The organism is Tateyamaria sp. GN1-10 (genome assembly GCF_055693845.1).
Genome location: NZ_JBVFUR010000004.1, coordinates 712501 through 728501 on the forward strand (window position 1 = coordinate 712501; position 16001 = coordinate 728501).

The window sequence follows — 16001 nt, forward strand, 5'->3', positions numbered from 1 at the left end:
ACGGCCATGATCCGAAGGTCAACGAAATCGCCGCTGGCGCGAATATCTGGACAGTCCCAAGGGACAATCTGGAAAAGTTCGATCGACGTCGGAATTGGATGTTGAACAAGTTTCAGTCAGGATTGCTTCGGTTTTATGACTGGGTGATCAGGACGGATGCTGATGAACTGATCTGCGTAGATCCGCAAATGCACGGCAATATCGGGCAACTGCTTGAAAGCCAGCATGATGACGCGGTGTTTTCGATGGGTCTCAACCTGTTTGAGGCGCCCGACGACAGCGAGATTGATCGAGACACTTCGGTGTTTGATCAGCGGGATGCGGCAGTGATCTCCGGTCACTACAGCAAAGCATGGGCGGTGAAAGAACCCATTCCTCTTGTGAGGCATGGCGTTGCTATAGCAACCGATGGAAAGCCAACGCATTCATATGCGTTTCCAAAGGGAGTTTATCTGGTTCACCTCAAGTTTTCCTCGATGCAGGAGCTTAGTGAGGTTAACGAGACGCGCACTGCACTAGGTCGCACTGACTTGCCGGGTATGCCTGGACTTGCTTGGCAACGAGCAGGCACTCACGCCAAAAAGTTCTTTGAGACAGCTGAAAGCCTGAAGGTTCAACCCTGGAGCAAGGCAGTCAGCAACGCATATGACATCATAACCTCGGATATGAAGTTCAGCGACAATGATGGCGTTATCCGGTCACCCGGCATACACCATATCGCGCGGACAACGCTTCCGGAATGGTTCAAGACAGTTGATGGATCAGATCAGTAAGAGCGCTACGGCGCTTTTACTCGTCCGATCCGGACGAATTGACATCGTATAGAGAGATACAAGTTACTTTGAGAGCAATCTCAAAGTGACAATCAACACTGTTTGATCGCGCCGAGTGTGGCGATGATCTCAGTTTGGTTCCACTTCGGTGGAAGGTATGTAACCCGGTGCTTCCTCGCTGCGTTACGTATATCCCTGCTGAAACAAACAGAGTTGTCCAAGTCAAGTACACTAACCCGAACAGCACAGTCTGCCTCCCGCACGGATGGTAGACACACGTGACTGTTCAATTGTCAGCATGGTTACAAAACATGCTGGCGGGAAAGTATGCTTTTGATACCAGAAGAATGGATGCATTAAGTTACCAGCTGTGCATCCGTGTTTGACGCAAGTCTTACTTTTTCTGGATCAAATCAAGCGCGAGAAGGGCGTTTGGTGAATGCCTTGGCAGTAAGAGGCGATGAAAGACGTGATACTCTGCGATAAGCCATGAGGAGCTGAGAATAAGCTTTGATCCATGGATCTCTGAATGGGGCAACCCACCTGACAGTTTCATATAATTGGCGCAAGCCAGCTTATATGTCGCTGAAACAGGTACTTTTAGACTGAATACATAGGTTTAAAAGAGCAAACCCGGGGAACTGAAACATCTAAGTACCCGGAGGAAAGGAAATCAATTGATACTCCCCTAGTAGCGGCGAGCGAACGGGGACCAGCCGAGCCATGATTGTGACAAGAACGACCTGGAAAGGTCGGCCATAGTGGGTGACAGCCCCGTATTGGAAGCATGATTGGACGTATTAAGTAGGGCGGAACACGTGAAATTCTGTCTGAAGATCGGAGGACCACCTTCGAAGGCTAAGTACTCCTTACTGACCGATAGTGAACCAGTACCGTGAGGGAAAGGTGAAAAGCACCCCGACGAGGGGAGTGAAACAGCTCCTGAAACCGAACGCCTACAATCAGTTGGAGGGCCCTTGCGGCCTGACAGCGTACCTTTTGTATAATGGGTCATCGACTTGGTCTATCTAGCAAGCTTAAGCCGTTAGGTGTAGGCGCAGCGAAAGCGAGTCTTAATAGGGCGTCGAGTTAGGTGGATCAGACCCGAAACCGAGTGATCTAGGCATGATCAGGCTGAAGGTAAGGTAACACTTACTGGAGGGCCGAACCCACATCTGTTGAAAAAGATCGGGATGAATTGTGCCTAGGGGTGAAAGGCCAATCAAACTCGGAGATAGCTGGTTCTCTGCGAAATCTATTTAGGTAGAGCGTCATCCGAATACCCCGGGGGGTAGAGCACTGGATGGGTAATGGGGCCCCACAGGCTTACTGATCCTAACCAAACTCCGAATACCCGGGAGTACTAGATGGCAGACACACGGCGAATGCTAACGTCCGTCGTGGAGAGGGAAACAACCCTGACCTACAGCTAAGGCCCCCAATTCATGGCTAAGTGGGAAAGCAAGTGGGACGACCAAAACAACCAGGAGGTTGGCTTAGAAGCAGCCATCCTTTAAAGATAGCGTAACAGCTCACTGGTCTAAATAAGTTGTCCTGCGGCGAAGATGTAACGGGGCTCAAGCCATGAGCCGAAGCTTAGGATGCCGTAAGGCATGGTAGCAGAGCGTAGTGTGACATAGTTTCATTCCTCCTTAGCGGGTTCGCCCGCATTGGAGGAGAGAAGCTTTCAGTGAAGCCGGCGCGTGAGCGATCCGGTGGAGAGATCACTAGTGAGAATGATGACATGAGTAGCGACAAAGAGTGTGAGAGACACTCTCGCCGAAAGTCCAAGGGTTCCTGCTTAAAGCTAATCTGAGCAGGGTAAGCCGACCCCTAAGGCGAGGCCGAAAGGCGTAGTCGATGGGAACCAGGTTAATATTCCTGGGCCATGGAGTGGTGACGGATCTCGAAGGTAGTTCATCCTTATCGGATTGAATGGGCTGCTAAGAGGTTCCTGGAAATAGCCCTCCTATAAGATCGTACCCTAAACCGACACAGGTGGACTGGTAGAGAATACCAAGGCGCTTGAGAGAACTATGTTGAAGGAACTCGGCAAAATACCTCCGTAAGTTCGCGAGAAGGAGGCCCGGTTCCTAGGCAACTAGGGGCTGGGGGCACAAACCAGGGGGTGGCGACTGTTTATTAAAAACACAGGGCTCTGCGAAGTCGCAAGACGACGTATAGGGTCTGACGCCTGCCCGGTGCCTGAAGGTTAAAAGGAGAGGTGAGAGCCTTGAATTGAAGCCCAGGTAAACGGCGGCCGTAACTATAACGGTCCTAAGGTAGCGAAATTCCTTGTCGGGTAAGTTCCGACCTGCACGAATGGCGTAACGACTTCCCCGCTGTCTCCAACATAGACTCAGCGAAATTGAATTACCTGTCAAGATGCAGGTTTCCCGCGGTTAGACGGAAAGACCCCGTGCACCTTTACTACAGCTTCACACTGGCATCAGGCCAAGCATGTGCAGGATAGGTGGTGGGCTTTGAAGCAGAGACGCTAGTCTTTGTGGAGCCTCCCTTGAGATACCACCCTTGCTTTGCTTGATGTCTAACCGCGGTCCGTTATCCGGATCCGGGACCCTGTGTGGCGGGTAGTTTGACTGGGGCGGTCGCCTCCTAAAGCGTAACGGAGGCGCGCGAAGGTTGGCTCAGAGCGGTCGGAAATCGCTCGTTGAGTGCAATGGCAGAAGCCAGCCTGACTGCGAGACTGACAAGTCGAGCAGAGTCGAAAGACGGCCATAGTGATCCGGTGGTCCCGAGTGGAAGGGCCATCGCTCAACGGATAAAAGGTACGCCGGGGATAACAGGCTGATACTGCCCAAGAGTCCATATCGACGGCAGTGTTTGGCACCTCGATGTCGGCTCATCTCATCCTGGGGCTGGAGCAGGTCCCAAGGGTACGGCTGTTCGCCGTTTAAAGAGGTACGTGAGCTGGGTTTAGAACGTCGTGAGACAGTTCGGTCCCTATCTTCCGTGGGTGTAGGATACTTGAGAGGAGTTGCCCCTAGTACGAGAGGACCGGGGTGAACGAGACCACTGGTGGACCAGTTGTCGTGCCAACGGCAGTGCTGGGTAGCTATGTTCGGACAGGATAACCGCTGAAGGCATCTAAGCGGGAAGCCCCCCTCAAAACAAGGTATCCCTGAGGACCGTGGTAGACCACCACGTCGATAGGCCAGAGATGTAAGCGCAGTAATGCGTTCAGTTGACTGGTACTAATTGTCCGATAGGCTTGATTTGATCCAGTAGAAGCAAGACTTCGAACGATACATCAAGAGCATACACACACAATCAGTCGTACATGACTTGGACTTAGAGGGCTTTTTCGGTTTGGTGGTCATAGCGCAAGCAAAACACCCGGTCCCATCCCGAACCCGGCCGTTAAGTGCTGTAGCGCCGATGGTACTGCGTCTTAAGGCGTGGGAGAGTAGGTCACTGCCAAACCTAAAAAGCCCTTTAATTGTATCTCTCTGACGATGTTTCATAAATCAACCGCCCTTCCGGGGCGGTTTTTTTGTGCGGTGATGTTCGTGTTGGCGGACCATACAAAGTCAATTCTCGTATACGACCCCTGCCCGTTGGCCCTAACGTTGCGGAATGAGGCTGCTTCTAAGGGCGCCGTACATCGACTTCATCAGAGGTCACCAGATACACCTGATTGCGTGCCAACGCGCGGCTTGGTAGGACGCAGAATGACCAAACAGATCATGTGCATCAATTGGGGCACCCGCTATGGCGCGCCCTACATCAACCGCCTATACCATATGGTCGCGCGCAATATCACGCCGCCCTTCAAATTCGTTTGTTACACCGACATACGCGAGGGCGTTCGGGATGAAGTGATTTGCCATGATTTGCCCCCCATGCCTGGCGAAATGCCCAAAAACACGCGTGGAAAATGGCCCAAGTCACGACTTTGGGCCGAAACCCTGCCGGATTTGGAAGGCCCGGTTCTGTTTCTGGATCTGGATGTGGTGATCACCGGGTCGCTCGACGACTTCTTTTCATTCGGGGCGCCTGAGGATGTGGTGTTGGCGCGAAATGTCGCGAAACCGTTTCACAAGCTGGGCCAGACATCGATCTATCGGATGCCGGTTGGCGCGCTTGCCGATTTGCAACGCGCGTTTGCCGAAGACCCACAAGCCGTTGCGGACACCTACAAATGGGAACAGGTTTTCGTAACAAAAACAGCGCCGAATGGCGTAAAGTTTTGGCCAAAGCGCTGGGTACGCCATTTTCGGATCGAGTGTATCCCTCTGTTTCCATTGAATTACTTTATTGAACCCAGGCTGCCCCGTGACGCGCGTGTGGTTATCTTTGCTGGCGTGCCCAACCCTGCGGATGCGGCCATTGGCCAGTTCTCGGATAGCCTGCCCTATCTTCCACCGTTGCAGCACATTGCCCGCGCGGCGTGCCAAGCCCGCAAGTTTCAGAGCCTTCGTCGCTATGTTTTGCCATCGCAGTGGGTGAGGGCGATCTGGCAAGACACGGCGGATTGACGCCGAGCAGGCATTTGTCGTCAAAAATTCACGCTGCGGTTGTTGCCCCGACACAGACTCTGACCATGCTGGACACCTCTGATCACTGAGAGGTCCGCTATGCAAAAGTATTTTCTGACAACCGCACTGTCGCTTTTAGCCTGTTCGGCATTGGCCAAAGACCCGGCTTACATCGGGGCAGTTGAAACGATCCGCGGCAGTGGTGACGGGGCGGATATGGCGCGCGGCACTGTGTTTCTGGACGCCAACCGAAATTCGAAGCTGGACCCGGGCGAGACCGGGTTGTCCGGTGTGCCAGTGTCCAACGGGCGCGAAGTGGTCTTGACCGGGGACGATGGGACATATGCGCTGCCGGCCTATGACGATATGAACCTGATGGTGACCAAGCCCGCGGGATACAGCACCCCTGTGAGCGCCGACATGGTTCCGCAATTTGCCTATATTCACAAGGTTGAAGGGTCGCCGGATCTACGCTTTGGCGGGATCGCCCCCACGGGCCCCCTGCCAGAAGCAATCAATTTCCCATTGATTGAGGATGCGGTCGGGCCCGACTTCAACTGTCTCGTCTTTGGCGATGCGCAGGCTTACACCAATCGCGAGATTGGTTATGTCCGTGATACTGCGGGCCAAATGCTGGCAACCAGCGACCTGAGTGACACCGAATGCCTGATCTTTGCCGGGGACGTGATGGGCGATGACCTGTCCCTATATCCCCGTTTCAAGTCGATCATCGCCGTCGGGCAAACGCCACAATACTTCGTCGGCGGCAATCACGACATCGATTTCGATGCGGAGGATGACAAAGACAGTTTCGATACGTTTCGACGGGAATGGGGCCCTGAGTATTATTCATTCGACATTGGCGATGTGCATTTTGTCGGACTTGATAACGTGCGTTACCCCTGCAACGGCGTCGATCCGCATCCGTTTTGTGCCACCGACGAGAACCACACCTACAACGGTGTGATCACGGGGCGGCAGTTGGAATGGCTGGCCAATGATCTGGCGAATGTGCCCGAGGACAAACTGATCGTCCTTACTGCGCATATCCCGTTCCAGACATTTACCGACAATACGGCGGCGAAGCACCAAACGGACAACCTGGACGAACTGGTTGCCGTGCTGGGGGACCGCCCGGTTGTGGGCTTGGCTGGCCACACCCATACCACTGAAAACATTGAAAAAGGCGAGCACTTTCACGGATGGGAAGAGAACACGAATGTGGGGCCGGCACCGTTTCATCAGATCATCGCGGGCGGTTTGTCTGGCAGTTGGTGGGCGGGTGATCTGAACGCCCAAGGGGTTCCGCACAGCACGCAGCGGCTGGGTAGCCCGCGTGGTTTCTATGAGCTTGCGTTCAATGGGCCGGAATTTGTCGACACCTACCGCACTTTCCATACCCATGCAGAAGACCAGTTTCACGCGTCGTTCAACACGCCCCGGTTTCGGGAGTGGGCAGACCGTTTGCTGACATATCGCGCGCTGTATGATCGGGAATTTGATCAGACACCGCCGGTTGTGCGTCGTGATCTGGGTGACATGTTGATGTTGACCACGGACGATCTGGCCGAGGGCACATGGTTGACCGTCAATGTGTGGAATGGCTCGGCATCTTCCGTCGTCTTTGCCGCTCTGAATGGCGGTGAGGCGATGCAGGTCGAGCGGACCCAATCCGGCACGGGTGAAGAGAAACTGGAAGGGGTCGAGTATGCCGACCCGTTCGCGCTGGCCATGCAATCGACGCAAGGGTCGATCGCGGCGCGGTCTGTTGATGGTGGGGATGAAACGGCTGGTTTCACCACTTGGCAGGGCACGTCCTGGAGCGGGAAAGCCAATCCGTTTCAGGGCTGGATGCTGACGGACAACAGCAGCCACCTATGGCGCCTGGATATGCCGACCGATTTGCCTGTGGGTACCCATACCGTAGAAATTACCGTTACTGATCGCCATGACCGCGTCTATCGCGATACGATTGCCTTTGAAGTTGTCGAAGAACTGCCAAATCTGGAATGGCAGGCGGAGTTCTGGGAGTAGCTGCGCGATTTTATGATGGTTTTCTGACAGCAAATGTGGGGGACGGTCTTGCGGTCCCCCGCGACTCGGCGTACATGACCCGAACCAACTGGCGCGGGATGGAGCAGCCCGGTAGCTCGTCAGGCTCATAACCTGAAGGTCGTAGGTTCAAATCCTACTCCCGCAACCAAAACGCCGCCCTTTGGGGCGGCGTTTCCCGTTTGGGCCTTTCGCTTGTCTGCTATGCAGCGGGTTGTTGGTCTTCGCCGCGCCCGGCGGCCTTCTGCACAATGTCCGCAAGTTCATTCAGCATTTCGCCCATCGGATTTGACGCGCGCCACGCGAGACCGATGGAGCGTTGTGGGGCCGGCGCGTCAAAGCGATTGATGCAAACAGGTGCTGATCGTGTTTCCACGTCGATTGCCATTTCCGGGATCAGTGTGACGCCGATGCCCGCGCCCACCATCTGCACCAATGTGCCTAGCGAACTGCCGTCCAACCCGCCGCCGGGGCGGTTTGGATTGATGTTGCAGAACGATATGGCCTGATCGCGAAAACAGTGCCCTTCCTCCAGAAGCAGGAGGCGCATTGATGCCAGTGTGTCCAGTTGAACTGGTGTCGCGTTCTGATCGGTGTTCGGGCGGATCAACACCATTTCTTCGGTAAAAAGTGGCGTTTCGACAAGCGCGGATTCGTCAAGCGGCAGGGCCACAATGGCCGCGTCAAGTTGGCCATCCAGCAATTCGTCCACCAGGCGCGGAGTAACGGTTTCGCGCACGTGCAAGTCGACCTTGGGGTGGGCTTCCGTCAACGCACTTATGAAATTTGGCAGCAGGTAGGGGGCGATCGTGGGAATGACCCCAAGGCGCAACAGGCTCAACCCACGACCGCGGGCGGTTTGGGCCCAGTCGCCCAGCTCGTCCACGGCTTGCAGAATCGGATTGGCGCGTTCGGCGAACTCCTCACCCCGCTGTGTCAGGCGCAGGGCGCGGGGTTGCCGTTCAAACAATTCGACGCCCAGATTTTCTTCCAACTCGCGAATTTGGACGGAGAGGGCGGGTTGAGAGATGGCGCAGCGGTCGGCCGCACGACCAAAGTGCAGATCCTCGGCCAGTGCCTTGAAGTATCGGAGTTGCCGCAAAGTGATATTCATAGGTTTTAGTTATGGAGATCATTGGAAAATGCAACTTCTACAAATCGTCAGTTGCTTCTAGGTTCGTCTTTGTAAGTGCGATGGTTCACCTGATCGTGGGCGAATCGTGCGCATTGGGATGTATCAGCGGGGGGCGGAAATCATTCTGAAGACAAGTCTAGAATGATTCTTAACTTTCCCTAGATCAGACCTTAGCAACGACACGCAACGCAGCAATGAATGGAGACTGACATGGACGGCAACGACATCGGCAAATGCCCGGTGATGCACGGCGCGAGCCTGCACAGCACCTTTGGTGGGCGCACCAACAAGGATTGGTGGCCGAATGCCCTCAAGGTTGAGGTGCTTCACCAGCACGGCGCCCGGACCAATCCAATGGACCCGGATTTCGATTATCGGGACGCCGTCAAAGGGCTCGATTATGATGCGGTCAAGGCGGACTTGCATGCGTTGATGACCGACAGCCAACCCTGGTGGCCCGCGGACTGGGGACATTACGGTGGCTTGATGATCCGCATGGCGTGGCACGCCGCCGGTACGTACCGGATGCAGGATGGGCGCGGTGGCGGTTCTGCCGGTGATCAGCGGTTTGCCCCGTTGAATTCCTGGCCTGATAACGCGAGCCTGGATAAAGCCCGGCGCCTGCTGTGGCCCATCAAGAAGAAATACGGCAATGCCCTGTCCTGGGCTGACTTGATGCTGCTTGCAGGGAATATTGCCTATGAATCCATGGGCTTGAAGACCTTTGGTTTTGGCTTTGGTCGTGCCGATACATGGGCGCCCGGCATCGATATCAACTGGGGGGAAGAGGCCGAGTGGCTTGCCCCAAGTGAAAACCGGTACGAGGATCTGGACGATCCGTCGACCATGGCGAACCCGCTGGCCGCCGTGCACATGGGCCTGATTTACGTCAACCCGGAAGGTGTGAACGGCAATCCTGACCCGGCCCGTACGGCACTGCATGTTCGCGAAACCTTTGCCCGCATGGCCATGAACGACGAGGAAACGGCGGCGCTGACAGCGGGTGGTCACACCGTCGGCAAGGCGCACGGCAATGGCGATGCAGGTGCATTGGGTGCCGAACCTGAAGGCGCCGGTATCGAAGCGCAGGGCATGGGGTGGACGAACCCCAACCAGACGGACAAGGCCAGCTCGCTTGTCACATCGGGCATTGAAGGTGCGTGGACAACGGAACCGACCAAGTTCGACATGGGCTATTTCGAGCTTCTGTTTGGCTATGACTGGGAGCTGACGAAGTCGCCTGCCGGTGCGAACCAGTGGCAGCCCGTCGACATCAAGGAAGAGGACATGCCTGTTGATGCGTCCGATCCGTCGAAGCGGGTGATGCCGATGATGACCGACGCGGATATGGCGATGAAGGTCGATCCGATCTATCGCGAAATCTCGGAACGGTTCATGGCAGATGAGGCGTATTTCCGCGACACCTTTGCCCGCGCGTGGTTCAAGCTGACCCACCGCGATATGGGGCCGCGCGCCAACTACATCGGTCCCGATGTGCCTGCCGAGGATCTGATCTGGCAAGACCCGATCCCTGCAGGCAACACTGGGTACGATGTGGATGCTGTGAAGGCCAAGATTGCGGCAAGCGGTGTTAGCCACGGTGACCTGATTGCGACGGCTTGGGACAGCGCCCGTACCTTCCGTGGGTCGGACAAACGAGGCGGGGCGAATGGTGCGCGCATCCGTCTGGCACCGCAACGCACGTGGGAAGGCAATGAGCCTGAGCGTCTGGACACCGTTTTGGCCGCATTGGAGCCGATTGCAGCGGAAACAGGCGCATCGGTTGCGGACGTCATCGTGCTGGCGGGCAATGTTGCTGTGGAAGCGGCCGCAAAGGCGGCTGGTTTCGATGTGACCGTGCCGTTCACGCCGGGTCGCGGTGATTCAACGGACGCACAGACCGATGCCGAAAGCTTTGATGTGCTCGAACCCCATGCGGATGGTTTCCGGAACTTTGCCAAGGCTGACCTTGCGATCAGCGCCGAAGAACTGACGCTGGATCGCGCGCAGCTGATGGGTCTGAATGCGCAGGAAATGACGGCCCTGTTGGGTGGTATGCGTGTGTTGGGCACCAACCATGGCGGCACTTCGCATGGTGTCTTCACCGACCGGGTTGGCCAGTTGACGCAGGACTTCTTCGTCAACCTGACCGACATGGGTTACAGTTGGCACCCGGCGGGCGACGGCAGCTATGAGCTGCGCGACCACGCAACCGGTGCGATCAAGTACACGGCCACCAGTGCTGATCTGGTCTTTGGCTCAAACTCGATCCTGCGGTCCTATGCCGAGGTGTATGCGCAGGACGACAATGCCGGCAAGTTCGTGAACGACTTTGTCGCCGCATGGACCAAGGTCATGAACAACGACCGGTTCGACCTGCTGTAAGGCATTATAAACCAATGAAGCGCGGGCCCATGTTGGCCCGCGTTTTTCGTTTCAGACATCGAAAAAGATGGTTTCGTCCGGTCCCTGCAGGTGGATGTCGAATTGAAAAGTTGCTGGTGACGCTTCCTTGGCGATCAGGGTTTGCACGCGGTTCTGATGTTCGATGCGCGTCAGCCACGGGTCGTTTGCCACCATCGGATCGTTCGGGAAATACATGCGCGTTTGCAGCGCGATGTTGATACCCCGCGCCACGATCCAGAAGGCGATATGCGGCGCCATCATCCGCCCATCAGGGAAGGGAACCGCGCCGGGTTTGATCGTTTCGAATGTCCAGATGCCCGTGTCGTAGTCGCCCGCGGCACGCCCCCAGCCGGTGAAGTTCGGATCACCCGCGCCGCGTGGATCACCGGTTTTGTAAATGCCGTCGGTATCGGCCTGCCAAATCTCGACCAGTGCGTCCTTGAGCGGTGTGCCCGTGCCGTCGAACACGGTGCCCGTGACGGTGATCCGCTCGCCCTTGGTCTGGTCGTTGACCATGGTTGATCCAAGGTCGTGATCATAAACGCCTGTGATACCGCAGAAATTCGGCATGCATCCGATATGAACATAAGGCCCCGCTGTCTGCGACGGGCTTTCCTTGAGGTGGGTCAGCTTTTGCATCAGTTCCCCTCCATCCGGTTTTCGAACATGGTTGAACGCCGCCCGCGCAGCACGATGTCGAACGTGTAGGCTCGTGCGTCCATCGGCACCGTGTTGTTCATGTCGATCGGCGCGATGAGTTGGGCGACGGCCTCGGGGTCGCTGATCGTGCGGACGATGGGGCAGAGCGGGATCAGCGGGTCGCCTTCGAAATACATCTGGGTGATCAGGCGCTGACCAAAGCTGCACCCGAAGACAGAGAAGTGGATGTGGGCCGGGCGCCAATCGTTCACGCCGTTGGGCCATGGGTAAGCGCCGGGTTTGATTGTGCGGAAGCTGTATTGGCCGTCGGCATCTGTGATCGTGCGCCCGCAGCCGCCAAAGTTCGGGTCGAGCGGGGCGAGGTAACCTTCTTTCGCGTGGCGATAACGTCCCCCCGCGTTGGCTTGCCAGAACTCCAGAAGCGCGCCCGGAACGCCCCGCCCGTTTTCGTCCAGCACACGGCCCTGTACGATGATGCGCTGTCCCAGCGCCATCTCCCCCGGTTTGGCAAAGTTCAGGATCAGGTCGTTGTCGAGCTCACCCAGCATATCTTGGCCAAAAACGGGGCCGGTTTCCTCGCTCAGTGTCGTGTTCATCGACAAGAGCGCCTTTTGCGGCGAGCGGACTACGCTTGTCTTGTAGTCGGGTGACAGCGGTTTCGGGTGCCAGTTGCGATCCCGGTGGAAGAGGGGGCCGTCACTCATGTCTCGGCTTCCATTTCGGCAAAGGTTTCCTTGGCGATCTTCAGGGCTCGGTTGGCGCGTGGCACGCCTGCATAGATGGCGACATGCTGGAACGCTTCGGTCACATCCTGTTTACTGGCCCCGGTGCGTACCGTGGCCCGGATGTGCATTGGGATTTCATCGAAGTTGCCCGTTGCCGCCAGCAGCGCGAGGGTCAGCATGGACCGTTCCCGCAGGCTGATCGCGTCGCTTGCCCAGACGGTGCCCCAGGCCCCTTCGGTGATCAGTTCCTGAAACGGCGCGTCAAAGGGCGTTTTAACTGCCTCGGCCCGGTCCACGTGGGCATCGCCCAGCACGGTCCGGCGCACGCCCATGCCCCTGGCCCATTTATCGTCCATCGAACCCTCCCTTTTCCTTGGTGATAGCATGGGGCAAACGGCGTTGTCGCCTTGACTTTCCACCCCCTGCCCGGTGTATCTGCGCCGATCAAAAACCGCAGCCCCGAAGGGATTCCGCCATGCATGCCTACCGCTCTCACTCCTGCGCCGCTCTGACCTCGGCCAATGTGGGTGATACTGTGCGTCTGTCGGGCTGGGTCCACCGGGTGCGCGACCATGGCGGCGTGTTGTTCATCGACCTGCGCGACCACTATGGCGTGACGCAGGTGCTGTGCGACCCCGATAGCCCAGTCTTTGCCGAGGTCGAGAAGGTGCGCAGCGAATGGTGCATCCGTATCGACGGCAACGTGAAAGCGCGGGACGGCAGCCTGATCAATCCCAAGCTGCCTACGGGCGAGATTGAGGTCTATGTCCGCGATATCGAAGTGCTGGGGCATTCGGCAGAGCTGCCGTTGATGGTGTTTGGCGATCAGGAATACCCGGAAGAGACCCGCCTGACCTATCGCTACCTCGACCTGCGCCGCGAGAAGATGCAGGAGAACATGAAGCTGCGGTCCGACGTCGTGGCGTCGATCCGCAAGCGCATGTGGGACAAGGAATTCCGCGAGTACCAGACGCCGATCATCACCGCGTCCTCGCCCGAAGGGGCGCGTGACTTCCTAGTGCCGTCGCGCCTGCATCCGGGCAAGTTCTATGCTCTGCCGCAGGCCCCGCAGCAGTTCAAGCAGCTGCTGATGGTGTCGGGCTTTGACAAGTATTTCCAGATCGCGCCCTGTTTCCGCGACGAGGACCCGCGCGCCGACCGCTCGCCCACCGACTTCTACCAGCTTGACCTTGAGATGTCCTTTGTCGAGCAGCAGGATGTGTTCGACACCATCGCCCCTGTGCTGGCTGGCGTGTTCGAAGAGTTCGGCGGCGGCAAGAAGGTTGACGCGCCCGAGACATGGGAGCAGATCAGCTATCGCGATGCGGCCCTGTGGTATGGGTCCGACAAGCCCGACCTGCGCAACCCTATTAAAATGCAAGTGGTCTCCGACCACTTCCGCGATTCCGGCTTTGCGATTTTCGCGAAGCTGTTGGAGCAAGAAGGCACTGAAATCCGCGCCATTCCAGCGCCCACAGGTGGCAGCCGTAAATTCTGTGACCGGATGAACGCTTATGCGCAAAAAGAGGGTCTGCCCGGGATGGGCTATATTTTCTGGCGTGATCAAGGCGAGGGCATGGAAGCGGCTGGTCCGTTGGCCAAGAACATCGGTCCCGAACGTACCGAAGCAATCCGTCAGCAACTTGGTTTGGGTGTGGGCGACGCGGCCTTCTTCCTTGGTGGAAAACCGAAGGCGTTCGAAGCCATCGCTGGCCGTGCGCGCAATGTGATCGGTGAAGAGTTGAAACTGATCGACGAGGATCGCTTTGCCTTTGCATGGATCGTGGATTTCCCGATCTACGAGGCGGATGAGGAAACCGGCAAGGTCGACTTTGAACACAACCCCTTCTCCATGCCGCAGGGCGGGATGGACGCGCTGCAGGGCGACCCGCTCAAGGTGCTGGGCTACCAGTATGACCTGGCGTGCAACGGCTATGAGCTGGTGTCGGGTGCCATCCGGAACCACCGGCCCGAGATCATGTTCAAGGCGTTCGAGATCGCAGGCTATGACGAGGCCGAGGTGCGCAAACGCTTCGGCGGTATGGTCAACGCGTTCCAATACGGTGCGCCGCCTCACGGTGGATGTGCTGCGGGCATTGACCGGATCGTGATGCTGCTGGCGGGCGAGCAGAACATCCGCGAAGTGATCTTGTTCCCGATGAACCAGCGGGCCGAAGATCTGATGATGCAGGCACCATCCGATCCCACCAGTGATCAGCTGATGGAACTGGGTCTGCGCGTTATTCCGCAGGACTAGGCAAGCAATTGCGCAATGACATCCGGTTGCCCCGTGAAAATGTGGGCAACCGATGCTATCTTGGGACCGTGTTCAGAAAGTCCCATGGTGCGTAGACGTGCGTGATTTTGACCCTCAACTTGCCGAAATCCGGTTTGGATTCGGACTGTCACCTGTGCACGGGCCGCCGGAAAGCATTGGGCAAATGCTGGAGGGTCTGTCAGGTCCTGACGTGATGCAAAGCGCGTTTCCCATTGAAAGCTTTGCCAAGTTCAGGTCACGCATGGTTGCGGCGCAGGATCAAAACGAAATTCGGCGCAGAAATCGTGGGACTGAGCTTGCCGCCGCTGCCCGCAAGCAACGAAACGTGCTGAACAAGGAAGCGCGGATAGCCATGTTTGGCTGGCTGGGCCAAACGATGTTGCGGCGCGCACATACGCAAACAGCTTTCCGGGAACGGATCGTTGCGTTTTGGGCGGATCACTTTACGGCGCGCGGCAAGCGTGGCGTCATTCGACGAGGGACGTCACCTTATATTGAAGATGCCATTCGTCCGTTTGTTGCCGGGCGATTTGAAGACTTGCTGCAGTCTGCCGTCATGCACCCGCTGATGCTGGACTATTTGGATCAGACCCGTGCCATGGGTCCCACAAGTGCACGCGCAATCAAGCGGGGGCCTAAGAAACCGGCCGGTTTGAACGAAAATCTTGCGCGCGAGGTTCTGGAGCTGCACACGCTGGGGGTCGACGGATCGTATACTCAGGAAGACGTGACGCAACTGGCCGAGCTGTTTACCGGTTTGACCTTTGATGCGCGCAACGGTTTCAAGTTTCGAAAAGATTTTGCGGAACCCGGTGCCGAAAACGTACTTGGCGTGGCGTATGGCGAGCAGCCAAATGTGAAATGGGTGCGCGGCGCTTTGTCTGACCTTGCTGCGCATCCGGCCACCGCACGACACTTGGCCTGGAAGCTGGCGGTTCATTTCGTATCAGACACTCCCGATCCCGAATTGATCGACGCGTTGGAGGCGGCATATGTCGAAAGCGACGGCGCGCTGACGCCGGTCTATGAGGCGCTGCTGGGTCATCCAGCGGTATGGCAGCCTACGTTGTCAAACTTCAAACTGCCCATTGATTTTGTGTCATCGGCATTGCGCGCTCTGGCAATCCCCAAGGAATCCTTTGCGGAGCGTGAGGAAAAGTGGATCGGGCGGTTTTTCAGCCAACCCCTGACGCGCATGGGTCAGACATGGGAACGCCCGATTGGACCGGACGGTTGGGCGGAAGAGGATCCCAAATGGATTACGCCGCAAGGCGTCGCTGCCCGGGTATCGTGGGCCATGGCCACGCCTGTTCGTATCAAAGATCCGCTGCCTGATCCACGTGAATTCGCTGAAACCGCGTTGGGGCGTTTCGCGGATGATGCGGTCCGATTTGCCGCGGCATCTGCCGAAAGCCGTCCCGAGGCTGTGGGCCTTGTCCTCATGTCCCCAGCGTTCCAGCGCAAATAGGAGAT

Annotated in this window: 10 protein-coding genes, 1 tRNA gene and 2 rRNA genes (1 of these 13 running past the window's edge); 9 read left to right on the top strand and 4 right to left on the bottom strand. The window is 57.0% G+C overall.

What is annotated here, in order from left to right:
* The 6 genes from ACZ1HN_RS05320 to ACZ1HN_RS05345 form a co-directional block, all read left to right on the top strand.
* Positions 1-773: the 3' portion of a glycosyltransferase family 2 protein gene (locus tag ACZ1HN_RS05320; RefSeq protein ID WP_472726743.1), read on the top strand. It extends 109 nt beyond the left edge of the window; only the last 773 of its 882 coding nucleotides appear in the window; its start codon lies off the left edge, out of view; the stop codon is at positions 771-773.
* Between the two features lie 411 nt (positions 774-1184).
* Positions 1185-4013: ribosomal RNA gene (locus ACZ1HN_RS05325) — 23S ribosomal RNA — on the top strand.
* A gap of 89 nt (positions 4014-4102) precedes the next feature.
* Positions 4103-4217 (top strand): 5S ribosomal RNA (gene rrf / locus ACZ1HN_RS05330).
* A 248-nt stretch (positions 4218-4465) separates the two neighbouring features.
* Positions 4466-5272 carry a glycosyl transferase gene (locus ACZ1HN_RS05335; protein ID WP_472726744.1) on the top strand — a complete coding sequence of 269 codons (807 nt, stop codon included), beginning with the start codon at positions 4466-4468 and terminating at the stop codon, positions 5270-5272.
* A gap of 99 nt (positions 5273-5371) precedes the next feature.
* The gene (locus ACZ1HN_RS05340; protein WP_472726745.1) at positions 5372-7306 is read left to right on the top strand and encodes a calcineurin-like phosphoesterase C-terminal domain-containing protein; all 1935 of its coding nucleotides are present in this window, start codon (positions 5372-5374) and stop codon (positions 7304-7306) included.
* A gap of 92 nt (positions 7307-7398) precedes the next feature.
* Positions 7399-7475 (top strand) — tRNA-Met (locus ACZ1HN_RS05345).
* 51 nt (positions 7476-7526) lie between these two features.
* Here ACZ1HN_RS05345 and ACZ1HN_RS05350 read toward each other — a convergent pair.
* Positions 7527-8438 carry a hydrogen peroxide-inducible genes activator gene (locus ACZ1HN_RS05350; protein ID WP_472726746.1) on the bottom strand — a complete coding sequence of 304 codons (912 nt, stop codon included), beginning with the start codon at positions 8436-8438 and terminating at the stop codon, positions 7527-7529.
* A gap of 231 nt (positions 8439-8669) precedes the next feature.
* On the opposite strand from ACZ1HN_RS05350, the gene katG reads away from it, so the two are divergent.
* Positions 8670-10844 carry a catalase/peroxidase HPI gene (katG, locus tag ACZ1HN_RS05355; RefSeq protein ID WP_472726747.1) on the top strand — a complete coding sequence of 725 codons (2175 nt, stop codon included), beginning with the start codon at positions 8670-8672 and terminating at the stop codon, positions 10842-10844.
* A gap of 51 nt (positions 10845-10895) precedes the next feature.
* Here katG and pcaG read toward each other — a convergent pair whose 3' ends face one another.
* From pcaG to pcaC, 3 genes are read right to left on the bottom strand one after another with little or no spacing between them, the layout of a single operon-like run.
* A complete protein-coding gene (pcaG, locus tag ACZ1HN_RS05360) occupies positions 10896-11504 on the bottom strand; it encodes a protocatechuate 3,4-dioxygenase subunit alpha (protein WP_472726748.1) in 609 nt (202 codons plus the stop codon).
* Positions 11504-12229, bottom strand: coding sequence for a protocatechuate 3,4-dioxygenase subunit beta (pcaH, locus tag ACZ1HN_RS05365; protein ID WP_472726749.1), 726 nt, complete (start codon positions 12227-12229; stop codon positions 11504-11506). The genes pcaG and pcaH overlap by 1 nt, the downstream gene beginning before the upstream one ends.
* Positions 12226-12606, bottom strand: coding sequence for a 4-carboxymuconolactone decarboxylase (gene pcaC, locus ACZ1HN_RS05370; RefSeq protein WP_472726750.1), 381 nt, complete (start codon positions 12604-12606; stop codon positions 12226-12228). Before pcaC ends, pcaH begins: the two co-directional genes overlap by 4 nt.
* Before the next feature lie 119 nt (positions 12607-12725).
* On the opposite strand from pcaC, the gene aspS reads away from it, so the two are divergent.
* Positions 12726-14507, top strand: a complete 1782-nt coding sequence (gene aspS / locus ACZ1HN_RS05375) for an aspartate--tRNA ligase (RefSeq protein ID WP_472726751.1) — start codon at positions 12726-12728, stop codon at positions 14505-14507.
* A 97-nt stretch (positions 14508-14604) separates the two neighbouring features.
* Complete coding sequence (locus tag ACZ1HN_RS05380) at positions 14605-15996, top strand: DUF1800 domain-containing protein (protein ID WP_472726752.1); 1392 nt, start codon at positions 14605-14607, stop codon at positions 15994-15996.
* Positions 15997-16001: the final 5 nt, after the last annotated feature.